Genomic DNA, 22,618 nt, shown 5'->3' with positions numbered 1-22,618 from the left:
ACAGCCGATCGCTCGGTTTTCAGGGGTCACCTGAACGATAACGTGGCATGCTTCCCGGCACCCCAACAACGTAGAGTCACAAGACCGTCGCCGTCCACTGCATCGGAGGAAGTTGATGGTCGTACGACGCTGGCAGGTCGCGGTTCTGACCGCACTCAGCGTGCTCGCGCTCGCCTGCGAGGGAGAGGCCGGCGGAGGCGGCACGCCCGGGGCGGACCCACCGACGAACGACGACCTCCCCGCGTCGATGGCCGCGCTCGGCGATTCGATCACCGCGGGCTACGGCACCTGCGCCACGCTCGTCGTCTGCGTCCGGAACTCCTGGTCGACCGGTTTCGACCCGGACGTGGACAGCCACTATCTGCGGATTCGCGCGGGCAACCCGAAGATCACCGATCGGGCGCACAACTTCGCCAAGGCGGGGGCGCGCGCGGCCGACCTGGCGGGCCAGGCGGACGCGGCCGTACGGACCGGCGCGGCGTACGTAACGATCATGATCGGGGCGAACGACGCCTGCCGCGCGAACCCGGGGGCGATGACGCCGGTGGACGACTTCCGCGCCCAGGTCGACGCCGCGCTCGCCACCATCGCAGACGGGCTGCCGGAGGCGGAGGTGCTGGTCGCGAGCGTGCCGGACGTCTACCGGCTGTGGGAACTCGGGCACACCGACGAGCGGGCGGTCGCGGTCTGGAACCGGGGTATCTGCCAGAGCATGCTGGGCAACCCCACGTCGCTCGCGGACGCGGACCAGGACCGCCGCCGCGCGGTGGACGGGCGGATCGAGGACTACAACCGGGAGCTGCGCCGGGCCTGCCGCGAGTTCGGCGAGCGCTGCCGGGATGACGAGGGCGCCGTGCACCGGGTCCGGTTCACCCTCGACCTCGTCAATCACCTCGACTTCTTCCACCCGAACGTGGCCGGTCAGGCCGCTATCGCGGAGGAGACCTACGCCTTCTAGGAGGCGGACGGCAGCGAGCTCGGCGTGTCGCGGAAGATCTCCACTGCGCGCCGGGCGAGCGCGGTGGTGGCGCTGGAGTTGGCCCAGGTGCCGAGCGCGATCGACGCGCCCGGGATGACCTTGGCGACCATCCGCTTGGCCGCGCGGACGCCGGCCATCTGCGCCAGCCGGACGCCGAGCCGAAGCATCACACCGGCCAGCGGCTTGCCGCCGGAGCGGGCGAACAGCGCACTGGCCCGCTCCCGGCCGGCGGCCACGCCGAGCGCGATCCGCGCGGTCTCCGCGACCTTGTGCACCTTCTGCAGGACCAGCAGGTCGGTCGCGCGGTCCGGGTGCGTGGGGTCGATGCCGTACGCGGCCGCGATGTGCAGCACCATCCGCGCCTGGGTCCAGGCGAGCACGCCCACGTCGACCACCGCGCCGGGCAGGCCGGCCGCGCCGGACACCGCGCCGGACAGCCGGGCGTGGTTGCGGAAGCGCTTGACGGCGCGCTGCGCCAGCACGTCCGCCGGGACGTCCGGCTGGAACGCGCGCGACCGCTCGGCCCAGTCGCGCGCCTGCGGGCCGAGGCGGCGCACCGCCTCCAGCGCGAGGTGCTCCGGCGCGTACTGCGGGTCGCTCTTCATCCGGTCCCACAGCGTGCCGGGCGGCGCGGCGACCGTCTCGTCCTCGGCGATCGGGTCGTCGGCGGCGGGGCTGTCGAATTCATCCGGCGGTACGGTCACGTGTGCGCTCCGGGAGAGGTGCGGTGGTGGGACGGGGTGAGATTATCGGCGCTTGCCGGACAGGCGGGTCACGAGGCCGCGCAGCTTCTGCTGGGTCTGCGGCTTCGCGAGCTCACGCTGGACCCGCTCGGTGGCCTTACGGCCCGCGGGCGAGCGCAGGAAGTGCTGGATCCGGTCGACGATGCGTGCCATGACTGCCTCCTGTTGACGGTTCATATGGTGATACCCACGTGCCACCTCACCAAAGCCATCCGAGGCCCACTTGACATAAAGCCGCGACCGTCAGCACCGCGACCGCGACCCTCCCGGACGGCATCGGGGTGACCAGCGCGGCCGCGCCGAGCACGAGCAGCGCCTCGCCGGGCGTGAGCGGCATGCCGAGCGCGACGGCCAGCCCGACCAGCAGCAGCGCCAGCAGCCAGCGCCCGGTGCCGAGGGCCAGAACCAGAACCGCCACGAACACGGGGGTACGCAGCACCGCCTCGCCCAGCTCGCGCCACGGTTGCCCGGCCAGCGCGGCCCACCCGCCGGTGATGATGTCGGGCCCCCAGCCGGCCTCGCGCAGCCCCTGGAAGACCGTGCCGGCGAACCGCCACTCCAGGAACGCCCAGCCGCACAGCGCGGACGCGGCCGGGAACGTGATCACCAGCGCGGTCGCGCCGAGCAGCCCGGGCGCCGCCGCGGTGCCGCCGAAGCCACGCCGGCGGATGATCACCGCGCAGGTGACGGCCAGCATCACGGTGAACAGCACGGCCGAGACGTCGCACATCACGGCCGCGCCCATGGCCAGCCCGCAGGTGAAGCCGCCGCCGGTGTCACCGTCCGCCGCGAACCGGACCATCCCGGCCAGCGCCACGGCGAACAGCGCCACCATGGCGAAGCCGCGGAAATCGCTGACCGCGAGCGCGCCGAAGCCGGGCATCGCGCCGAGTCCGGCCAGCAGCACGACGACCAGCCAGACCGGCAGCCCGTAGCGGCGCAGGCGGTCCCACAGCACGCCGAGCGTCACCCCGGCCAGCAGCGCACCGGCCACGCCGAGGCCGCGGGTGCCGTACGGCGCCAGCCCGGCCACGGCCGCGGGCAGCGGCGGGAACAGCTCGCTGACGAAGTTCAGCCGGTCGGAACCCCAGTCGATGATCGCGCCGTCCCGCTCGATCGCCTCGTTCGCGGAGACGTCGCCGGTCCACAGCACGGCCAGCGCGAGGTACGGCACGCTGAGCAGGAACCGGAACGCCCAGTGCCGGACCGTCCCCGCGCGTCTCTCGCTCTGTGCCGTTCTGGCCCGCTGCGGCCGCTGCGTGGTGGTGGACGGCGCCCGGGGCGGCCACTCAGGCGTGAACGGGGCCGTCTGCGGGTGTGTGCCCCGCGACGGTACTGAGGCCATGGGTGGTCTTCTCCCAGTAGTGCGGTCGGGTGATCAGCTGCCAGAGCGCCTTGTACGCGGAGATCGAGTGCATCAGCCAGTAGAGCGGGTTCACCAGGCCCCAGGCGACGAGCCGGTACCGGCGTCGTTTGAACGCCCCCATCATCGACACGTAGATCATCAGAGAGTTGCCGAGCAGCAGGTTGACCAGGCCGCTCCACAGCACCCAGCCGGGGAAGTACGGGGAGAGCGCGTCCGGCGGCAACAACAGCGAGACGGCGAACAGCACGTACAGCGGCGGTACGCACAGGAACATCAGCGGGGTGCCGCCGACCAGCAGCGCGAACCCGAACGCGGACCGCGGGCCGATCATCCGCAGCAGCGTGACCGGCTGCCGCAGGTGCACGAGCGTGGTCTGGAGGTACCCCTTGATCCACCGGGACCGCTGGCGGATGAAGTTGCCGTACGCCCGGTTCGCCTCCTCGAACGTGGTCGAGTTGATCACGCTGACCGTGCGCCCGAGCGCGGCCGCGCGGATGCCGATGTCCGCGTCCTCGGTGACGTTGAACGGGTCCCAGCCGCCGAGCCGGCGCAGCGCGTCCGTCCGGAAGTGGTTGGACGTGCCGCCGAGCGGGATCGGCATCCGGCTCGCGTCCAGCCCGGGCAGCATGTAGTCGAACCAGAACGAGTATTCGAGGGTGAACATCCGGGTGAGCGCGTTCTCGTCCGCGTTCCAGTAGTTCAGCGCCGCCTGCACGCAGGCCAGGCTGCGCCCGCCCCGGCGGAACGCGACCACGGCCTTCTTCAGCTGGTCCGGGTCCGGCTTGTCCTCCGCGTCGTAGATGACCAGGAACTCGCCCTTCGCCAGGAACAGCCCGACGTTGCACGCTTTCGGCTTGGTCTGCGGCTGCCCGGCCGGGATGGTGACGAACGTGATGGTCTGCGGTGGCCGGGCCGCCTTGGCCGCGTCCCGGGTCTCGTCGTCCTCCTCCTCCAGCAACAGCAGGATCTGCAGCTTGGACGGCGGGTAGTCGAGCGCGCCGAGGTTCGCCACCAGGTCGCCGACCACGTTCGCCTCGCGGTAGACCGGGACCAGGACGGTGTAGACCGGCAGGTCCACGTCGCGCAGCGCGGCCACGTCCGCCGCGGTGACGGTCTCGAACCGCTCGAACCGCGCGCCGGACAGGCAGATGGCGAACTTGAACCACACGCTGACCAGGAACGCGGCGCCGACGGTGGCGGACAGTGCGACCAGAACCGAGCGCGGGAACAGGACGGAGAGCGCCACCAGCACGACCGCGGTGATGCCGAAGAACCAGCGCTGACCGCGGCTGAGCACGGTGCGCGCGGAGCGGTTCTCGTCGCGGCGCCACAGGCCGAGGCTCGCCTCCTCCAGCACCAGGCCGCGGAAGCCGCGCATCACGGCCACGTCGATGTCCAGACCGGTGACCGCGGCGAACTCGACCGGCGCGTCGCCGAGCCGCCGGGAGATCTCGGTGCGGCGGCGCTCGCTCGGCGCCTCCGCGGTCGCGACCAGCACCGTGCCGTCGTCGCGACGCTGCACCGGGAACCACGCGCCGGCCACCAGTTCGGTCGGCTCCAGCCCGGCCAGCAGCCGGTCGTCGACCGGGTACTGGTCGAGGTCCTCCATGTACGGGATGTCCCAGCCGCGCGCCAGCACCCGGTAGATGTCCAGCCGGCGCACCACGCCGGAGTTGATCAGGATCGTCTCCAGACGCGCGCCGGTGCGCACCCGGGTCTTCACCGCGTCGGACATCTGCTGCCGGGTCAGCAACCCGGCCTCCACCAGCAGATCGCCGACCGGCACGCCCACGCTCGCCGCCCTCGTCACTCCCACACGATATGCTGGGAATAACCAGATAAACGGGGAAATTAGACGCTGGCCGGGTCCTGTTCGGCGAGGAGATCGGAGACCGCGGCCGCGGGCATCGGGCGGGCGAAGTGGAAGCCCTGCGCGTTCACGCACCCGAGTCCGGCCAGTTCCGCGGCCTGCCCGGACGACTCGACGCCTTCCGCGACCGTCTCCAGGTGCATCATCCGGCTCAGCCGCAGCACGGTCTCGGCCACGGCCGCGCCCTCCGGCGTACCGTCCAGCTTCGCCACGAACGAGCGGTCGATCTTCAGGATGTCCACCGGCAGCGCGGTCAGGTAGCGCAGCGTGGAATAGCCGGTGCCGAAGTCGTCCAGCGCGATCCGAACGCCGCGTTCATGCAGCTTGCGCAGCTGCTCGACGGCGACCGGGTCCTCCACCGGCACGCTCTCGGTCACCTCGACGATCAGGTCCCGGTACGGCAGGCCGGCCGCGTCCAGCACCGCGAACACCCGCTCGGCGAGCCCCGGTTCGAGCTGGCGCGGCGACACGTTCACGGCCAGGTGCAGCCGGTGGCCCTCGCCGTGCCAGGCCGCCACCTGCCGGCACGCCTGCTCCAGCACCCACGCGCCGATCTGCCGGATCGCGCCGGACTCCTCCGCGAGCGGCACGAACGACAGCGGCGGCACCGTGCCGCGCTCCGGGTGCTCCCAGCGGACCAGCGCCTCCACGCCCACGATCTTGCCGTCCGGCAGCGTCGCGATCGGCTGGTAGTGCACGCGCAGCTGATCCTTGCGGACCGCGTCGCCGAGGTCCGCGGCCAGCGACTCCATCTCCGGGTCGGTGCCGTCGCGCTGCGCGCGTTTCGCCCGGTACATCGACTCGTCGGCCAGCCGCAGCAGCGTGTCCGCGTCGTGCTCGCCGGGGCCGGTCACCGCGCAACCGATCGCGGCCCGCACCTGCACCACCACGTCGCCGATCAGGATCGGCAGTTCCATCTCCTGGCGCAGCCGCCGCACCACCGCCTGCGCGTTCTCCGCCGAGCCGATGTCGTGCAGCACCACCGCGAACTCGTCTCCGCCGAGCCGGCCGACCACGTCCGAGCCGAGCACGGCACGGCGCAGCATGCCGGCGAACTCGACCAGCATCCGGTCGCCGGCCGCGTGCCCGAGACCGTCGTTGATCTGCTTGAACCCGTTCAGGTCGGCGAGCAGCACCGCGGTCGACTGCCCGGAGCGCTGCGCGCGGACCAGCGCGCGGCCGAGCGCGTCGTGCAGCCGGGACCGGTTCGCCAGGCCGGTCAGCCCGTCCGTGATCGCCAGCTCGTGGTTCTCCCGCAGCGTGGCGACCTGGCGCAGCACCACGATGCCGACCAGCAGCAGCGCGCCGAGCACCAGCCCGGTCCACGGGTAGATCCGGCCCTCCCGCAGCGCGGCCACCACCAGCAGCGCCAGCCCGGCCGCGATACCCAGGTACGGCAGCCGGCTCACCGCGGCGCCCGGCTCGCGGGCCAGCGAGGTGCCGGCCGCACGGGACGCCTCGAACGCGGCGGCCGCGATCAGCGCGTGCGCGGCCATCCAGGCGAAGAACAGCCACTGGACCACGGCCGGGCCGCCCGGGTGCACGGCGAGGTAACCCAGGTACGTGTTGCCGACGATCTCGAACAGCAGCGCGGTGCCGAGCAGCACCATCGGCAGCCGGGTGGCGGTGTCCACGCCGCGGACCAGCACCAGCGTCACGCCGAAGAGCAGAACCAGGTCGGCGATCGGGTACGCCAGCGCGAACGCGACCGTGTTCCGGCCCAGCGACGCACCGGCCTCCAGCGCCGGACCGGTGACCAGGTACCACAACAGCATCGCGCCACCGGCCACCACGGCGCTCACGTCCAGGGCCGTCTTCCAGCGCGTGTACTGTCCCCCGGCGCGCTGCGGCATCGAGAGCAGCCCGGCCAGCATCAGCGGCAGGAACACGCCGAGGCGCATCCAGTGACCCGGGACCGGGAACGCGGTCGAGTTCGGGAACGCGGCGAACAGCACGGACGCGGCGCACAGCGCGATCAGCGCACCGGCCAGCAGCTTCCAGGCACGGCGCACCGCGGGATCCGTACCGGGGCGCCGGGCCGCCCGCACCGCGAACCCGATCGCCAGCAGGTCCGCCAGCAGCATCGCGGTCTGCGGGACGACGACCGTACGGACCCCGGCCGGCAGTGGCGCGGCCAGTGCCAGCGCGGCGGCGGTCGCCACCGCACCGCCCGTCACGCCGTAGAACGCCGCCGTCGACCGTCGCATGGTCCTCCTGCCGTCGGTGATTCCGACTCGTGTCCCATCGGCGGCGCGGCCGGGGAGATGAGGTGCCTGCCGTACACGTCACAGGGGGAATTTGAGAGAATTTCACCGGGAACACCCGGTGACGCGGGAATGAGCCGCGGAACCGGGATGTTGGCCGAAGCGGTTTGTTCTTTCCAGGAGGGGGAGAGACCCGTGCTCGATCCGGAGGGGCTCTACCGGCTCACCGACGACCTGCCGACGCTCGCCGAGCTCGACGAACCGGTGCTGGTGCACGCGATGACGGGCTTCGTGGACGCGGGCAGCGCCAGCCAGCTCGCGGTGGACCACCTGCTCAGCACGCTGGACAGCACCGAACTGGCGACGTTCGACGTCGACCAGCTGATGGACTACCGCTCGCGCCGGCCCTCGATGATCTTCGACCGTGACCACTGGGTCAGCTACGAGACGCCGAAGCTCGCGCTGCACCTGGTGCACGACACGGTGTCCGCGCCGTTCCTGCTGCTCGCGGGCCCGGAGCCGGACCTGCAGTGGGAGCGGTACATCGCGGCGGTGATCCAGCTCATCGACCGGTTCCGGGTGCGGCTGACGATCGGGATGACCGCGATCCCGATGGCGGTGCCGCACACCCGCCCGGCCAGCGTCACCGGGCACGCCACCCGGCCCGCGCTGCTCGGCGACCAGGAGTCGTTCATGCAGAAGGTGCAGGTGCCGGCGGCGATCGGCAACCTGCTCGAGCTGCGCCTGGGCGAGCAGGGCAAGGACGCCATGGGGTACGCGGTGCACGTACCGCACTACCTGGCGCAGACGGAGTACCCGGCCGCGGCCGAGACGCTGCTCAGCTCCGTGTCGCACTCGACCGGCCTGCTGCTGCCGCTGGACGGCCTGCGCGCGTCCGCGGCCGAGGTGCGGGCCGCGGTCGACCAGCAGATCGCGGAGGACGACCAGGGGCGCAACCTGGTCGGCGCGCTGGAGCAGCAGTACGACGCGTTCGTCCGCGGCCGCGCCTCGAACAGCCTGCTGGCCAGCCCGGCCGTGGAGCTGCCCACCGCGGACGAGCTGGGCGCCGAGCTGGAGCGCTACCTGGCCGAGCAGGCTCGCGACGACGAGAAGTAGGACGCGCACCGGGAAGCGGGGCCGTGCCATCCGTGGCACGGCCCCGCTTCGCTACCTCACCCTCGTCAGGCAGGTCACTTCGTGTAGGTGAAGGACAGCGCGTCGCTGACGCCGCCCGGCCCGGTCACCCGCACCTCGTAGACGCCCGCGGCCCGGGCCGGCAACGTCGCCTTGATCTGCGTGGCGGAGACCTTCGTGAACCCCACCCGTGTGCCAGCGACCGTGAGCGCGGTCAGGTCGCCCAGTGACGTACCCGTGATGATCACCGAGTTGGCCTTGCCCGCCGGGCCGCTGGTCACGCTCAGCTGCGCGAGAACCGGCCGGGGCGGCGCCACGTAGGTGACCGTGACCGTGGTGGTGCCGCCCGGCGTCTTGATCACCAGCGGCAGGTCACCGGCCGGGCGGGCCGGCAGCGTCAGCGTGATCTTCGTGTCGGTGACGCTGCCGCCGACCGTCTTCCCGCCCAGCGTCATGGTCGCCTTCAGCAGGTTCGTGCCGGCGATGACGAGCGGCGTGGCCTTGACCGTGGACCCGGTGGCCGACGCCACGGCGACGGACGGCACGCCCGGCGGCGTGACGATGAGCGTGACCGGGGTGCTCTTGCCGTACGCCGTGGTGACCGTCACCGGGTAGCTGCCCGCGGCCAGCGCCGGCGTGACGAACGTGAGCGAGACGCCACCCGGGACCGCTTTGAAGCCGACGGTCCGGGTGCCGACGGTGACCGACTTGACGCCGGTCAGATCGGTGCCGGTCAGCGTGACCGTGGTGCCGCCGTAGAGCACGGCCGAGGACGGTGAGATCGCGGTGACGGCCGGCCCGTTCGGCGTGTAGGTGAACTTCGTGCCGGTGCCGGCCGCGCTGGTCCCGGCGCCGTTGGTGACGGTGACGTCCACCGTGGACCCGGACGTGCCGGCCGGTGCGGTCGCGACCAGCTTCGTCACGCCACCCGAGGTGGTGGCCGAGAACGCCGCGGACGCGTCACCGAACCGGACCCCGGTCGCGGTGGCCAGCCCGGAGCCGGTGATGGTGACGGCGCTGCCGCCCGCGGCCGGGCCGCTCTTCGCGGACAGCGACGCCACGGCCGGCGCCAGCTCGGCCTCGGCGGCCGGGGTGTCGATGCCGCTGACCGTGTAGGCGCCGTTCACCGCGGACTGCACGAACGACCAGGACAGGTGCGCGTCACCGGCGTTGCCCCAGCCGGTGCCCCAGGAGTTGCGGATCCACACACCGGCCGCGTCGTAGCCGAGCGCCGCGACCATGTGGCCGCCCAGGTTCGTACCGCTGGTGGTGGTGTAGTTGGTGTGGCTCCGCAGGTACATGAAGTCCTTGAAGACCGGGAAGCCGAGCGCGACCGGCTGGCCGGAGGCGAGCGCCGCCTTGACCATCGCCTGCGCGTTCACGCCCTGGTTCGGGCCGACCCAGAGCCGCTGCCAGCCGGTGATCCGGTAGTTCTCCGCGTTCGCGATCTGGTCCGCGGTCGGCGGCGTCTGCCAGCCGGTCGTGCCCTGCCAGTAGTGCGCCTGCGTGTCCACTCCACCGGCCTGCGCGCGGGACAGCGCGTAGTCCGGGTTCGTGCCGGCGCTCGGGGCGCCGCCGGCCGCGACCGTGCGCATGTAGAGGAAGAGCGGCGCGTACGGCGCACCGGCACCGCCCTGGCGCTGTGCGTAGTAACCCATGATCTGGTAGGCGATCGACCAGGAGACGCACGAGCCGACCTGGCCCTGGTCGCCCGGGGACGGTGCGTACCCGCGCAGGTCGACGCTGACCGGCAGGTCCGCCGCGTTCGCGCGGGCCGCGGCCTTCTTCAGGTGCGGGCTCTGCACGTACCCGCCGGCCACGTGCGGGAGCCGCTGCGTCCCGGCCGTGGCGGCGGACGCCGGTACCGGGACGGCCGTGACGCCGAGTGCCACCGTGAGTAACAGCAGTGCCCTTCGAGTGATGCGCATGCACGTGCTCCTTCCGGGGGCCGGCCCCGATCGACGGCACGGGGGGCCGGGCTGGCCGCAACTTCGGCCCGCTCACCGGCGAGCTGAGGGATTCCGGCACCGCTCAGGTACCGGTCCGCAACGCCGATACAACCTGCCGAGCGCGGCCCTCCCCCGCCGCGCCGGTGGCGGCGAGGAGTACCGACGATGGCCCGGACCGAGGCCGGCAGCAGCGAGGGCAGTGCCCGGCTCAACCTGATCGGCGCGACGCTCGTGCTCGGGCTGCTGGCCACCGGCGGGCTGGTCTGGCACGGACACGTGTCCTCGATGCCGGAGCCGGTCGCGGCCTGGCAGCGCGGCGCGGTCTCGGTCACCGCGCGGCAGGCCGGCGCGGCCCGGCTGGAGATCACCGGCATGACGCCCGGCGCGGACCGGGAGCACTGCGCGACCGTGCACTACACCGGCGACGCCGGCGCGGCGGTCCGGCTGTACGGCGCGAACTACGACCCTGCCGACGCCCAGGTGCGGCTGACCATCACCGCGGGCAGTGGGCCGTCGTGCACCGCGTTCGGCGAGGCGGTCACGGTCTACTCCGGCACGGTCGCGGACTTCGCGGCGACCCGGACCGCGTACGGCACCGGCGTCGGCACCTGGCGGCCGGCCGGTGCCGAGACGTCGCACCCGTACGGCTTCATGTACGAGGCGGAGGCGGCCACGCCCACGCCGGCACAGGTCGACTTCGTCTGGGAGGCGCGCTCCGGTGACGTCGCTGCTCAATAGGCCCGGTGCGCGGTTCACGGTCACGGCCGTGGCCGTCGCCGCGTTCGTCCAAACACTGCTGCTGGCCTGGCCGTCCGCCTGGGCCACCACGATCAGCCAGGCCGCGCTGTGCGGCGCGCTCGGCTATGCCGTCGTCGCCTACCTGCGCGCCGCCGCCACCCGCCGGTACGGCCGGTTCTGGATGTGGGCGATCGCCGGCCTCGGCCTGGTGCTGTGGTGCGGCGCCAACCTGGTGATGCTCGCGAACGAGATCACCGGGCGGGACCTGGTGCCGGGCACGCTGATCGCGCTGCCCACGCTGATCACGTTCGGCTGCGCGCTGATCGCGCTGCTGATGCTGCCGACCGCGCCGGACGGCTGGGCCGGCAAGCTGCGGATGACGCTGGACGGCGTGCAGATCAGCACCGCGCTGCTGCTGCCGGGCTGGATCCTCGCGGTCGAACCGGCGCTGCGGCCCCGCGGTGACTTCCAGTGGGTCAGCATCTCGTACACGGTCGGCTCGCTCGCGGTGCTGGCCGTGGCGCTGCTGCTGTTCTCCGGCGCGCAGGGACAGCCCGCGCTCGGCGTGCTCAGCGGCGCGATGGCGCTGGCCGCGCTGTACAACCTGGCCGGCACGTACCTGACGATGAACACGTCACTGCCCACCGACCGGTACCTCGACGGCCTGATACTGCTGGTGATCCTGCTGATCGCGGGCACCACCCGGCTGCCGCTCGGCGCGGGCACCGGCACGGCCTGGACGCCGCGGCCACTGGTCGGCGGCTGGCTGATGCCGTACTTCCCGGCCGTCACCGGTCTGGTCATCAGCGCGGTGCACGTGATCGGTACCCGCGACCTCGATCTGATGGTGTTCGCGCTGGCCGGGCTGATGGTGATCGCGATCCTGGCCCGGCAGGGGCTGAGCCTGTGGATGACCGCGCGGCTGACCGCGGAACTCACCGAGCAGCGGCAGCGCCTCGCGCACCAGGCCGCGCACGACCCGCTGACCGGGCTGGCGAACCGGTCGGTGTTCGCCGAACGGCTCGCGGCCGCGCTGATGCCCGGCGCGGCCGGGAACCCGGCGCTGCTCATGGTCGACCTGGACGGGTTCAAGGCGGTCAACGACACGCTCGGGCACGGCGCCGGCGACACGTTGCTGATGGAGATCTCCGCCCGGCTCGCCGCGCTCACCCGGACCGGCGACACGGTCGCGCGGCTCGGCGGCGACGAGTTCGCGGTGCTGCTCGCGGACGCGGACGCGACCGCCGCGGCCGGCCTCGCGGAACGCCTGCTGGCCGACCTGACCAGGCCGGTACGCGTGCCCAACGGCGACGCCGCGGTCGGCGCCAGCATCGGGATCACGCTCGGCGCCGACGCCTACCCGGACGACCCGGGCCGCATGCTGCGGGACGCGGACCTGGCGCTCTACGCGGCGAAGGCGGACGGCAAGGGCCGCTACCGGTTCGCCGACGACGCGCTGATCACGGAGTCGCTCAACCGGCTCGAACTGGACGGCGAGCTGCGCAACGCGCTGGTCCGCGGCGAGTTGAAGATCCACTACCAGCCGGTGGTGGACCTGGAATCGGGCCGGGTCACCGGCGCGGAGGCACTGCTGCGCTGGCAGCACCCGCAGCGCGGACTGCTCCCACCGGCCATGTTCCTGCCGGCGGCGGAGGCGAACGGGCTGCTGCCGGAGATCGACCGCTGGGTGCTGCACCAGGCGGCGCGGCAGGCGTGCGAATGGCAGGGCGAGAGCGGGTTCTCGGTCAGCGTCAACGTGACGGCCGGGCACGTGCTGTCCGGGCGGCTGGTGCACGACGTGCGGGAGGCGCTGTTCGCGTCCGGGCTGCCGGCGGAACGGCTGCTGCTCGAGCTGACCGAGACGTCGCTGCTGCACGACCTCGCGGGGGCCGCGGTGACACTGACCGAGCTGGCGGAGATGGGGGTGCGGGTGGCGCTGGACGACTTCGGCACGGGGTACGCGTCGCTCAGTTACCTGCAGAACCTGCCGATCCACGCGATCAAGATCGATCGCTCGTTCGTACAGCGGCTCGGGGACGACTCGACGAGTTCGGCGGTCACGCAGGCACTGGTCAACCTGGCGGAGACGCTCGGGATCTCGCAGATCGCCGAAGGGGTGGAGACGCCCGACCAGCTGGACCGGTTGCGAGGGTTGCAGTGCGCGTTCGGCCAGGGCTTCTTCTTCTCCAGCCCGATCCCGCCGGAGGAACTCTCCAAGGTCCTCGCCGAGGAACGCGCTGCGGCGGCGTCCTGAGTTGTGCGGCCGGCGGCGGCGACGTAGGTCATCGGGCGTGGTGCGAGGCGGCGTCGCTGCTCGTACCGCCGGGGAGCGCGATCAGTGGCGTGTCCGCGGCCTGGCTGTGGAAGGTGGACCTGCTGCCGCTCGGGAGGCCGCCGGCGCACGTGACGATTCCACCCGCGAGCCGGCTCCGCGGGTCGCCGAGACTGACGATCACGCACGCGACGCTGCCGGCCGAGGACATGGTCGTGCTGAGCGGGGGTGCCGGTGACGACGCCGGGGCGGACGGCATTCGATCTCGGGCGCCACCCGGACCGGACCGAGGCGGTCATCGCGCTCGATGCGATGTTGCGTCACAGACTGGCAGCGTGGCCAGGGATAGCTCCGAGGTATCGGCGAGCGGCCCCGCGAAGACGCCGGGAACGCGGTAACGCGGATGTCGATATCCTGCCGGCCATCGCACGTTGGTTCTCAGAACCGGATTAGGCTCGCCGGTGAGCCGATATCCCCATCCGACCAGCTCACGGGCTCGCTGAGTCGCCGCGACAGCCGCAGCGTCGCGTGGCTTGTCCGATTCGCGGGACGGCAGTCGACCACGACCGCGCTGCCATCGATCAGACGAGCGAAATAGTCGGGAGCGTGCGATCGGGGGCGACCCTGTTCGTCCCGGAACAGCTAGAACGGCTGGGACGCGATACCCCGACCACTGCCGACAGGTTGGTTGATGTCAGTGAGTGCCGACAACAGCCGGGTCAATCCCACATCCGGCCCCCGAACATGGCGGTCAGCCTGGGCAGCGCCTCATCCGGGTCGCGGTCGTCCGCCTCGCGGTCTCGGCGTGGCGTGGTGTCTGCGTCATCGCGGGCCCTGAGTGCGTCGTAGATGCTGTCCGTATCGAGTTCACGCCGCTCGTATTCGTGAACGGCGACGAACTCGAGTTCCTCGAACCAGGGGTACTCCTCGTTCGTCCAGTCTCGCGGATGCCGTTCAGCCAGCCGTCGCACCTCGGGCTCGTCAGCGAGCAGGTCCGGGTCGTCGGCCACCCGGTCCAGGGTCTCCCGCCCCAGACCGACAAGCCACGCTTGGAACCGACAGAAACTGTCGTCGCCGCAGCCGCACAGGATCAAGGTGGCAGCCTCGCCCATCAAGTCGCCGCATACCCGGCTCATCTGCTCGTCGAGGTGATCCTGGAAGTCGACCAGATCCTCCACGCTCAGCCCGGCCAGCGCCCTCTCGATCCACTTTCCCCGCTCGACGGGCTCGGTACCCCGCCCCGAGCCTTCGATGATCGCCCAAAACCCGTCGATGTCCATGTCTGCCCCCGTCCCCGAGCGCATGATCGTAAGCTTCGCCGCCGACACCCCGGAAGCGCGGGGCTCCAACAGGCACCGCGTCAGTGGCCACCTTCAAGCGGACGCGGCCACGCCGATGGCCAACTTCGAGCGGACTGGCCATCTATCGACGGACGGGACATCACCGTACGGCCACCGCGGGTGGGAAATGTCGTACCCGTCGATTAGTATGTGTGTTCGAAAGACACCACCCCACCAGGGAGGATCTTCAACCGTGCCCACTCTCGAGACCGATCTCACGCCGTACGCGACGATGCTCTCGTTCACCCGCTACGTCGGCCGGACCGGGCCGAAAAAGGCCTCCTTCGTCAGCGGGCTCCGCCGGGCGCGGCAGGCCAAATCGGGCTTCAACCCACACGGTCAGCTCGTCAAGGCGCTCAAGGCCGACATCCAGTTCCGCACGCCGGGCACGCATCTCGCGGCCGTGGTCAAGGCGGTCAAGCCGCGCTGGCAACCGCTCTACGAGGTGTCGGCCGCGGGTGCGACGCGTTACGTGGAGACGCTCGGCGACCTGGACAAGGTGTGGCTCGCACAGACGCGGGACGCGCTCGCGGTGATCGGCGGACTGCCCGTCAAGATCAACCCCCACCTCGGCCTGCGGTACGAGGGGGGCCGCGCCGAGGCCGTCCGCCTGCACTTCGACGAGGCGCCGCCCGGTGACGAGGCCGTGGTGGCCACGCTGCACCTGATGGCCGCCCACATGGACCAGATCCTGCCGCACGCGGAGCCGGTGCTGGTCGACGTGCGCCGCGGCGACGTCTTCCGCGCCAACCCGGCCACCAAGCCCGCCGACATCCACCGCTGGCTCACCGGCGAGGCCGCCGCGTTCGCCGCGATGTGGTCCACCGCTGCCTGACCACTCCGGCCCGACCACCCCCGCCGCCTGACCGACCCCGCCACCCGCCCCCTGCCAGCTGGCCGCCCCGGCCGTCTGGCCGACATCGCGCCACCTGGCCGACATCGCGCCACCTGGCCGACATCGCGCCACCTGGCCGACATCGCGCCACCTGGCCGACCCTGTCACGTGGCCGGCATCGCCGGCTGAACGGCATCGCCGGCTGAACGAGCCCGCCGACCGCGCGGCCCGGCGGCCCGCTTGCTGCGGGTTGCCGGGCCGCGCGTCACTCGGACGCGCCCGATTTGCGGTAAATCCGGTTTTTGCGGGCGAAGCCGTCTAAGGTGCTGACCGGGAAGCACTCAGGTGCCGTTCGGTTGCGACGATCGTGTCCCGTGAAGCACGGCAGCGATCGCCGCAGGATCGCGGAATCACGAGCTCGGGGGACCGTGATGCGCAGGACCATCAGCCGTTGCCGGCACGCCGCACGCAGGGCCGGCCGGGCCGGATTCACGGCCGCACTCTCGATCGCGGCTCTGACCGCACTGCCCGCCGTCGCCCACGCGCAGCCCGCACCGGCCGCGGGCAAGGCGGCCGTCAACGTCAAGGCAGCCGTCAACGTCAAGGCGGCCGGGCACGAGCTGGTGTTCGTGCGGGACGGGAACGTCATGCTGCTGCGGGGAGCCGTGGAGAAGCGGCTCACCACCGGTGGGGGCGCGGCGCGGCCGCGGTGGTCGCCGGACGGCAAGCGCATCGCGTACCTGTTGAAGAACCGCATCTGGGTCATGAACGCGGACGGCAGCGGGCGGCGCGATCTGGGTGCGCACGCGTCCGGCGGTGCGGACTGGTCGCCGGACGGGAAGTGGCTGGCGTTCGCGGCGCCCGGGTGCACCGGCGGTCCGGTCGTCTACCGGGTCGCGACCAGCGGGAAGACCACGCCGGAGGTGCTGTTCCCGGCGGAGTGCAAGGGGCAGCCGCTGCCAGCGGAGAAGCCGGAGCCCGCCCGCGGCGGCACGCTGAGTGAGCGGATCGCGGTGGACGACACGGTCTCCTGGGCGCCGGACGGCAAGCGGATCGCCTTCCGGGGCGGGATGTGCGAGTCGATCTACGACGCGTGCCTGACGATCGGGACCGTGGCGGACGCGGGTGAGCGCGCGGTGGCCACGTTCGGCGGTGGGGGCCAGAAGAGCGGGTCCGCGACCGTGCCGTCGTGGCGGCCGGACGGGGCACGCCTGACCTGGACCGCGAGCACGTCCGCAAAGTTGACCGTGATCGAGTACGACCCGGCGACCGGCGCCAAGCGCACCCTCGGCGTGCCCGGTGACCGGGAGCTGAGCTACCGGACCGCGCGCACCGCGTACCTCACCGGGGAGCGCGACGGACGCTCGTGGATCTTCCAGCTGGACACGTCCGGCAGCACGCGGACCGCGCTGCGCCAGGGATCGCAGCCGGAGCCCCGTCCATAGACGAACTTTGACCTAAGATAGCCGCGGAGCCGTACGGGCCCGCCGCGCGGGAGGCAGGGCAGAGCCTCCCCCTCACCAGCCGGCCGGGAGCCTCGCCACGCTGCAGTTCTCCACCGCAGCGAACCCGTTCGGAGATGAATCATGCCCGTGAACCGCCGACGGCGCCCCCGTCTTCCCGGCATCCTCGCCACCATCGTGACGATCACCGCGGTCGTCCTCGCGCTGATCACCATCCGGCCCGCGCTGGCCGGCAACGACCTCGAGGCCCAGGCCGATCCGGTACGGATCATGGCGCTGGGCGACTCGATCACCGGCTCGCCCGGCTGCTGGCGCGCGCTGCTCTGGCAGAAGCTGCAGGCCGCCGGCGTCACGAACACCGACTTCGTGGGCACGCTGCCGCCGCAGGGCTGCGGCTTCGCCTACGACGGCGAGAACGAGGGCCACGGCGGCTACCTGGCCACGAACATCGCCGGCCAGTCGCTGCTGCCGGGCTGGCTGGCCGCGACCGACCCGGACGTCGTGATGATGCACCTCGGCACGAACGACGTGTGGAGCAACATCGCACCGGCCACGATCCTGGCCGCGTTCTCCACGCTGGTCGACCAGATGCGTGCCGGTAATCCCGGCATGCGCATCCTGGTCGCGCAGATCATCCCGGTTGACCCGCCGAGCTGCACCGAGTGCGCGGCGCGGACCGTGGCGTTCAACGCGGCGATCCCGGCGTGGGCCGCGTCGAGGAGCACGGCCGCGTCGCCGATCACGGTGGTGGATCAGTGGACCGGTTTCGTACCGGCGACCGACACCGGCGACGGCGTGCACCCGAACGCGGCCGGCGACGCGAAGATCGCGAACAGGTGGTATGCGCCGCTGGTCGCGGCCATCAACGGCACCCAGCCCACGCCGACGCCGACCGGCACCGGCAGCCCGTCGCCGACGGCCGGCCCGACGCCCGGACCGACCGGCAGCCCCACGCCCACCGGCGGCTCCGGCGGGGGCTGCACCGCCACGTACACGATCGTCGGTCAGTGGCAGGGCGGCTTCCAGGGCGAGGTGGTGATCGCCAACGGCGGTAGCGCGGCCAGCCGGTCGTGGACCGCGCGGTTCGCGTTCGGCGCCGGGCAGACCGTGTCGCAGGCGTGGGGTGGGAATGTCACCCAATCGGGTGTCGATGTCACGGTGAGCAACGCGTCCTGGAACGGCGTGCTCGCGCCGGGCGCCTCCACCACGGCCGGGTTCATCGCGTCGTGGACGGGGAGTAATCCGACTCCTGCCACTACCTGCACTTTCGGATAAACACCCGCAAACAACCACTAAACCCCAGCACGGGTACGGCGGGAGCTGCGCTTCTGTCGTACCCGCTGGGTATTGTCTTGGGTCTGATGAGTATCGAGACGAACACTGATCTTGACGAAGCGCTCCAGCTGTCCGCGGACATGGAGGCGCTGGCCGATCAGATCAACGCGCTGCCTCCCGCCCGGGTGCGGACGTTCCATCCCCGCCGGGGGCGGATGAGTCCGAAGCACCACGACGCGATGGAGCGGCTGTGGGAGAGCCACGGCGTCGACGTGCCGCTCGACCCGGCCACGGCGCTGCCGCTCGACCTCGCCGCGCTCTTCGGCCGCGAGGCGCCCACGGTGCTGGAGATCGGTTCCGGCATGGGTGAGGCGACCGTGGCGATGGCCGCGGCCGACCCGGAGCGCGATTACCTGGCGGTCGAGGTGCACACGCCCGGCGTCGGCAACCTGCTGAGCATGAGCGAGCGCCGCGGCCTAACGAACGTGCGGGTCGCGCTCGGCGACGCGCTGACGCTGGTCGGTCACCAGCTCGCGCCCGGCTCGCTGGACGCGATCCACGTCTTCTTCCCGGACCCGTGGCCGAAGGCGCGGCACCACAAGCGCCGGCTGATCCAGCCCGCGCACGTCGGGCTGCTCCGCTCGCGGCTGCGCCCGGGCGGCACGCTGCACTGCGCCACCGACTGGGCGGAGTACGCGGAGGCCATGCTGGAGACGCTGACCGCGGAACCGGGCCTGACCAACGCGTTCGACCGGTTCGCGCCGCGGCCGGAGCACCGTCCGATGACGAAGTTCGAGCGCCGTGGCATCGCGGCCCACCGCCGCATCTACGACGTGATCTTCCACCGCTCCCCCACCGAGGACGAGCAGGTCTAGAGCCGGTCATCGAGGCGCCGTGCACGCTGTGCACGGCGCCTCGATCATGTGGGGCATCGATCACCAGCTCTTGTCCGCGGAATTCGGGCGGCGGTACGCTGCGCGGGCCATGGTGCTCGGGAAGCCGGTGTGATTCCGGCGCGGTCCTCGCCACTGTGACCGGGGAGTGCCCGCTCCACCCTCGCCACCGGATCCTCGCGGGTCTGGGAAGGCCGGGGCGGGCGTGATGATCCGGGAGCCAGGAGACCGGCCATGGCGACGCATCACATCGCCACGAGGCATGGACGAGAGGATCATTCATCATGCCGTCCCACGTTTCCGCACCGGCCGTCGACCCCGCCGTCGCCCCGATCCGGGTGCCGCTGCTCGCCTGGCTGCTGGCCGTCGTCGCGCTCGTCGTGTTCTACCTGCTGCTGCAGGAGAACGGGCTGGTCACGACCGGCGCGGTCGCGGAGTACCTGCACGAGTTCACCCACGACGGCCGGCACGCGCTCGGCGTTCCGTGTCACTGATGGGCGCGGTCACGCTGGGCGGCGTGCTGCGGCGGGGCGCGCTCGCCGGCGTCGCGGCCGGGGTGGCCGCCTCGCTGGTCGCCTTCGTCGTCGTCGAGCCGGTCATCGAGCGCGCGCTCGCCGTGGAGGAGGCGCGCACCGCGGGTGAGCCCGCGGAGGAGGCGCTCGTCGGCCGCGCCACGCAGATCGCCGGCGGCATGGTGGCCGCGCTCGCGGTCGCGGTCTGCCTCGCGCTGGTGCTGGCCGTGGTGTTCGCGCGGGTGCGGCACCGGCTGCCCGGGCGCACCGACTTCGGCCGGGCGACGCTGCTGGCGTTCCTCGGGTTCGTGTCGTTCGCACTGGTCCCGGCGCTGAAGTACCCGGCGAACCCGCCCGCGGTCGGCGACCCGGACACGGTGGGCGCACGCACCGCGCAGTACCTGTCACTGATCGCGGCCGCGGCGGCGATCTCCTGGCTGGCCGTGCTGGTCCGGCAGGTGCTGGTGGCCCGCGGGCAGTCGGCGCCACTCGCGGTGACCGCCGGCGTGCTGACCGGGATCGCCGGCTACACGGTGCTCATGCTGATCTGGCCGGCCACCGGCGGAGAGCTCCCGGCGGACGTGCCGCCGCAGCTGATCTGGGACTTCCGGGTCGCGTCGCTGGCCGAGCTGGCCGCGATGTGGGCGACGATGGGCGCCACGCTGGGCCTGCTGCTCACTCCACGGTCGCCGAGGGCGGTCCGCCCGGACGTGGCCGCGACCGCGGCTTGACCCACCAGGCCGCCGCCCGCTGCTCCGGGCGGCGGCCGTGCGTGCCGCTCCGGCATGGCGCCGAGCGGTGCGGAATCGGGCGGTGGGGCGCGGACGTCGTACGCGCCGGTCCGTGATTTGCCGGTTTTGAGGCAGCTCGCCGCTTTAACCTGACAGGAGAAGAGCAGGCGCGACGAGAGGAACGGGCCGGTGGCGACGACGGGCAGCACCGCCGTGACCGGCACGGACGCGGACTGGGTGCACGTCTCGCGCCGCTCGCTCTCACAGGACGCCGCGGACCGGCTCGCGGAACTGGCCGCGCGGGCGACCGGCGCGCCGACCGGCCTGGTCCAGCTGCTGGAAGGGCGCCGCATGCTGATGAGCGGCGGCTACCACCTGCCCGCCGCCTGGGCCGACCTGGGCGCGATCCCGGCCGCGTCCACGCTCGCCGGGGTGATCCTGGACTCCGGCTGCCCGCTGGTCGTGCACGACGTGCTCGACGACGCGCGGGTACCGCCGGACGCGCCGGTGCGGCAGGCGGACGCGCGGGCCTACCTCGGCTATCCGGTCCGGTCCCGGACCGGCGCGGTGGTCGGCGTCTGCGCGGTGGTCGACTACACGCCGCGCGACTGGACCGCGGCGGAGCAGTCCGTGGTCGGGCACGCGGCCGAGGTGTGCGGCACGTTCGTGGCCGAGCGGGAGGCGCTGGAGAACGCGGACCGGCACCGGCGCTTCCTGGACGCGGTGCTGGACAACCTGCACGACGGCGTGGTCGCCTGCGACGCGGCCGGCCGCCGGGTGCTGATCAACGCGCCGATGCTGCGGTTCACCGGGCGTACGCCGGAGCCGTTCGCGTCCGGCGGCCACCCGCTCGACTTCGGGCTCCGGCACGCGGACGGGCGGCCGATGGCGCCGGACGACACGCCGCTGTCCCGCGCGTTCGCCGGTGAGGAACTGCACGGGCTGGAGGTGCTGGCGGACTCGCCGATGCAGCGCCCGCGCGTGCTGCTGGTGGACGGCCAGCCGATCGCGGACGCGTCCGGTGAGCGGCTCGGCGCCGTGATCGCGCTCCAGGACGTCACCGAGCTGAAGCGCACCGAACGGTTCCGCGACTGTGAGCTGGCGGTCGCGTCCGCGCTGGCCGAGGCCGCGAGCGCGACCGAGGCCGGGCCACGGGTGCTCGAGGCCGTGGTCCGCACGCTCGGCTGGGCGCACGCGGAACTGTGGCTGGTCGACGGCCCCGGCGGCGTGCTGCGGGCCGCCGCGCACTGGAGCGCGCCGGGCAGCGTGGCCGCGATGCACGTGCCGGATCAGCTCGCGTACGGCCAGGGGATCTCCGGCAAGGCGTGGCTGACCGGCGAGCCGGTCTGGATCCGCGACCTGGCCGACGGTGAGGCGCTGCTGCCCGCGGACACGATCGAGACGTCGCAACTGCACGCCGCCCTGGCCATCCCGGTCCGGTCCGGCGACGACACGCTCGGCGTGCTCGCGTTCTTCGCCGAGGTCGTCGAGGACCCGGAGGACGCGCTGGTCGCGCTGCTGGCCGGGATCGCCGCGCACGTCGGCCAGTTCCTGGAGCGCCGCCGGGCCGAGGACCTGGAGCTGCAGCTGGCCCGCAGCAAGGACGAGTATCTCGCGCTGATCGGGCACGAGATGCGGACGCCGCTGACCTCGATCAGCGCGTACACCAGCCTGCTCCGCGAGGCCACACCGGCGCAGCTGACCGCGGACGGCCCGGCGCTGCTGGAGGTGATCGACCGCAACACCACGCTGCTCCGCGGCATCATCGACGACCTGCTGGACCTGGCCGCGCTGGACACCGGCCACGCCACCGTGCAGCTCACCCCGTGCGACCTGGCCGAGGTGGTCCGTGAGGCGGCCGACGCGGCCCGCGCCTCGCTGACCGGCGACTCGATCACGCTGCGCGTGGACGCACCCGAGTCGCTGGTCCTGCCGGGCGACCGGATGCGGCTGCGGCGCGTGCTGGACAACCTGATCGGCAACGGCATCAAGTACAGCCCGGACGGCGGCGAGGTCACGGTCACGCTCGCCGCGGACGGCGACTACGTGGCCGAGCTGGTCGTGGCGGACCGCGGGATCGGCATCCCACCGGACGAGCGCGACCGGCTGTTCTCCCGCTTCTACCGCAGCTCCCGAACGCGCGACCGGGCGATCCCGGGCAGCGGTCTCGGCCTGGCGATCAGCCGTGCCATCATCGAACGCCACCACGGCACGATCGCGCTGCTCAACCCGGACTCCGGCACCGCGTTCCAGATCCGCCTCCCGATGAACAGCACGGAGTAGCACCACGCCGTAACCGGCGCGATCAGCCATG

Annotated in this window: 19 protein-coding genes and 1 riboswitch; of the genes, 11 read left to right on the top strand and 8 right to left on the bottom strand. The window is 72.4% G+C overall.

Annotated elements, in window-relative coordinates:
• Positions 1–115: 115 nt before the first annotated feature.
• On the top strand, positions 116–958 hold the full coding sequence (locus J2S42_RS31635; RefSeq protein WP_307245029.1) for an SGNH/GDSL hydrolase family protein: 843 nt from the start codon (positions 116–118) through the stop codon (positions 956–958).
• Here J2S42_RS31635 and J2S42_RS31630 read toward each other — a convergent pair.
• From J2S42_RS31630 to J2S42_RS31610, 5 genes are all read right to left on the bottom strand, one after another.
• Positions 955–1,635 carry an EcsC family protein gene (locus J2S42_RS31630; protein ID WP_307249149.1) on the bottom strand — a complete coding sequence of 227 codons (681 nt, stop codon included), beginning with the start codon at positions 1,633–1,635 and terminating at the stop codon, positions 955–957. The genes J2S42_RS31635 and J2S42_RS31630 overlap by 4 nt on opposite strands.
• A gap of 90 nt (positions 1,636–1,725) precedes the next feature.
• The gene (locus J2S42_RS31625; RefSeq protein ID WP_307245027.1) at positions 1,726–1,875 is read right to left on the bottom strand and encodes a hypothetical protein; all 150 of its coding nucleotides are present in this window, start codon (positions 1,873–1,875) and stop codon (positions 1,726–1,728) included.
• 46 nt (positions 1,876–1,921) lie between these two features.
• Positions 1,922–3,067: a hypothetical protein gene (locus J2S42_RS31620; RefSeq protein WP_307245025.1), complete on the bottom strand. Its 1,146-nt coding sequence runs from the start codon at positions 3,065–3,067 to the stop codon at positions 1,922–1,924.
• Positions 3,012–4,898: a glycosyltransferase gene (locus tag J2S42_RS31615; protein ID WP_307245024.1), complete on the bottom strand. Its 1,887-nt coding sequence runs from the start codon at positions 4,896–4,898 to the stop codon at positions 3,012–3,014. The genes J2S42_RS31620 and J2S42_RS31615 overlap by 56 nt, the downstream gene beginning before the upstream one ends.
• A 41-nt stretch (positions 4,899–4,939) precedes the next feature.
• Complete coding sequence (locus J2S42_RS31610; RefSeq protein ID WP_307245023.1) at positions 4,940–7,165, bottom strand: putative bifunctional diguanylate cyclase/phosphodiesterase; 2,226 nt, start codon at positions 7,163–7,165, stop codon at positions 4,940–4,942.
• 192 nt (positions 7,166–7,357) lie between these two features.
• Here J2S42_RS31610 and J2S42_RS31605 point away from each other — a divergent pair, with 192 nt between their 5' ends.
• Positions 7,358–8,278 (top strand): proteasome assembly chaperone family protein, encoded by a 921-nt coding sequence (locus J2S42_RS31605; protein WP_307245021.1) that lies wholly within the window; start codon positions 7,358–7,360, stop codon positions 8,276–8,278.
• A 74-nt stretch (positions 8,279–8,352) separates the two neighbouring features.
• On the opposite strand, the gene J2S42_RS31600 is transcribed toward J2S42_RS31605, so the two are convergent.
• Positions 8,353–10,224 (bottom strand): IPT/TIG domain-containing protein, encoded by a 1,872-nt coding sequence (locus tag J2S42_RS31600; RefSeq protein ID WP_307245019.1) that lies wholly within the window; start codon positions 10,222–10,224, stop codon positions 8,353–8,355.
• Between the two features lie 186 nt (positions 10,225–10,410).
• Here J2S42_RS31600 and J2S42_RS31595 point away from each other — a divergent pair, with 186 nt between their 5' ends.
• Together J2S42_RS31595 and J2S42_RS31590 are read left to right on the top strand one after the other, a co-directional pair.
• A complete protein-coding gene (locus J2S42_RS31595) occupies positions 10,411–10,983 on the top strand; it encodes a hypothetical protein (protein ID WP_307245017.1) in 573 nt (190 codons plus the stop codon).
• The gene (locus J2S42_RS31590; RefSeq protein ID WP_307245016.1) at positions 10,964–13,237 is read left to right on the top strand and encodes a putative bifunctional diguanylate cyclase/phosphodiesterase; all 2,274 of its coding nucleotides are present in this window, start codon (positions 10,964–10,966) and stop codon (positions 13,235–13,237) included. The genes J2S42_RS31595 and J2S42_RS31590 overlap by 20 nt, the downstream gene beginning before the upstream one ends.
• A gap of 28 nt (positions 13,238–13,265) precedes the next feature.
• Here J2S42_RS31590 and J2S42_RS31585 read toward each other — a convergent pair whose 3' ends face one another.
• Both J2S42_RS31585 and J2S42_RS31580 read right to left on the bottom strand, forming a co-directional pair.
• Complete coding sequence (locus J2S42_RS31585; RefSeq protein ID WP_307245014.1) at positions 13,266–13,439, bottom strand: hypothetical protein; 174 nt, start codon at positions 13,437–13,439, stop codon at positions 13,266–13,268.
• A 535-nt stretch (positions 13,440–13,974) separates the two neighbouring features.
• A complete protein-coding gene (locus J2S42_RS31580; RefSeq protein ID WP_307245012.1) occupies positions 13,975–14,535 on the bottom strand; it encodes a DUF4240 domain-containing protein in 561 nt (186 codons plus the stop codon).
• Positions 14,536–14,743: 208 nt separating this feature from the next.
• Between J2S42_RS31580 and J2S42_RS31575 the strand changes: the two genes are divergently transcribed.
• From J2S42_RS31575 to J2S42_RS31545, 7 genes are all read left to right on the top strand, one after another.
• The gene (locus J2S42_RS31575) at positions 14,744–15,430 is read left to right on the top strand and encodes a hypothetical protein (protein WP_307245011.1); all 687 of its coding nucleotides are present in this window, start codon (positions 14,744–14,746) and stop codon (positions 15,428–15,430) included.
• Between the two features lie 431 nt (positions 15,431–15,861).
• Positions 15,862–16,875 (top strand): TolB family protein, encoded by a 1,014-nt coding sequence (locus J2S42_RS31570; protein ID WP_307245009.1) that lies wholly within the window; start codon positions 15,862–15,864, stop codon positions 16,873–16,875.
• A 141-nt stretch (positions 16,876–17,016) separates the two neighbouring features.
• Positions 17,017–18,168, top strand: coding sequence for a cellulose binding domain-containing protein (locus J2S42_RS31565; RefSeq protein WP_307245007.1), 1,152 nt, complete (start codon positions 17,017–17,019; stop codon positions 18,166–18,168).
• Positions 18,169–18,308: 140 nt separating this feature from the next.
• Entirely contained in the window at positions 18,309–19,043 is a 735-nt protein-coding gene (trmB, locus tag J2S42_RS31560) for a tRNA (guanosine(46)-N7)-methyltransferase TrmB (protein WP_307249147.1), read from the top strand.
• Between the two features lie 94 nt (positions 19,044–19,137).
• Positions 19,138–19,312, top strand: a riboswitch (cobalamin riboswitch).
• Between the two features lie 33 nt (positions 19,313–19,345).
• Entirely contained in the window at positions 19,346–19,555 is a 210-nt protein-coding gene (locus J2S42_RS31555; protein WP_307245005.1) for a CbtB domain-containing protein, read from the top strand.
• Positions 19,555–20,304 carry a CbtA family protein gene (locus tag J2S42_RS31550; protein ID WP_307245003.1) on the top strand — a complete coding sequence of 250 codons (750 nt, stop codon included), beginning with the start codon at positions 19,555–19,557 and terminating at the stop codon, positions 20,302–20,304. The genes J2S42_RS31555 and J2S42_RS31550 overlap by 1 nt, the downstream gene beginning before the upstream one ends.
• Before the next feature lie 189 nt (positions 20,305–20,493).
• Entirely contained in the window at positions 20,494–22,587 is a 2,094-nt protein-coding gene (locus J2S42_RS31545) for a sensor histidine kinase (RefSeq protein WP_307245001.1), read from the top strand.
• Positions 22,588–22,618 lie beyond the last annotated feature (31 nt).

Source organism: Catenuloplanes indicus (assembly GCF_030813715.1).
Lineage (GTDB): Bacteria > Actinomycetota > Actinomycetes > Mycobacteriales > Micromonosporaceae > Catenuloplanes > Catenuloplanes indicus.
Note: the sequence above shows the minus strand (reverse complement) of the source record. Positions and strands in the feature narration are given on the sequence as shown.

Excerpts from the sequence above, each read along its gene's own strand:
- J2S42_RS31635 (WP_307245029.1), top strand. The coding sequence starts at position 116 with ATGGTCGTACGACGCTGGCAGGTCGCGGTTCTGACCGCACTCAGCGTG.
- J2S42_RS31625 (WP_307245027.1), bottom strand. The coding sequence starts at position 1,875 with ATGGCACGCATCGTCGACCGGATCCAGCACTTCCTGCGCTCGCCCGCG.
- J2S42_RS31620 (WP_307245025.1), bottom strand. The coding sequence starts at position 3,067 with ATGGCCTCAGTACCGTCGCGGGGCACACACCCGCAGACGGCCCCGTTC.
- J2S42_RS31610 (WP_307245023.1), bottom strand. The coding sequence starts at position 7,165 with ATGCGACGGTCGACGGCGGCGTTCTACGGCGTGACGGGCGGTGCGGTG.
- J2S42_RS31600 (WP_307245019.1), bottom strand. The coding sequence starts at position 10,224 with ATGCGCATCACTCGAAGGGCACTGCTGTTACTCACGGTGGCACTCGGC.
- J2S42_RS31595 (WP_307245017.1), top strand. The coding sequence starts at position 10,411 with ATGGCCCGGACCGAGGCCGGCAGCAGCGAGGGCAGTGCCCGGCTCAAC.
- J2S42_RS31580 (WP_307245012.1), bottom strand. The coding sequence starts at position 14,535 with ATGGACATCGACGGGTTTTGGGCGATCATCGAAGGCTCGGGGCGGGGT.
- J2S42_RS31575 (WP_307245011.1), top strand. The coding sequence starts at position 14,744 with ATGTGTGTTCGAAAGACACCACCCCACCAGGGAGGATCTTCAACCGTG.
- J2S42_RS31570 (WP_307245009.1), top strand. The coding sequence starts at position 15,862 with ATGCGCAGGACCATCAGCCGTTGCCGGCACGCCGCACGCAGGGCCGGC.
- J2S42_RS31565 (WP_307245007.1), top strand. The coding sequence starts at position 17,017 with ATGCCCGTGAACCGCCGACGGCGCCCCCGTCTTCCCGGCATCCTCGCC.
- trmB (WP_307249147.1), top strand. The coding sequence starts at position 18,309 with ATGGAGGCGCTGGCCGATCAGATCAACGCGCTGCCTCCCGCCCGGGTG.
- J2S42_RS31555 (WP_307245005.1), top strand. The coding sequence starts at position 19,346 with ATGCCGTCCCACGTTTCCGCACCGGCCGTCGACCCCGCCGTCGCCCCG.
- J2S42_RS31550 (WP_307245003.1), top strand. The coding sequence starts at position 19,555 with ATGGGCGCGGTCACGCTGGGCGGCGTGCTGCGGCGGGGCGCGCTCGCC.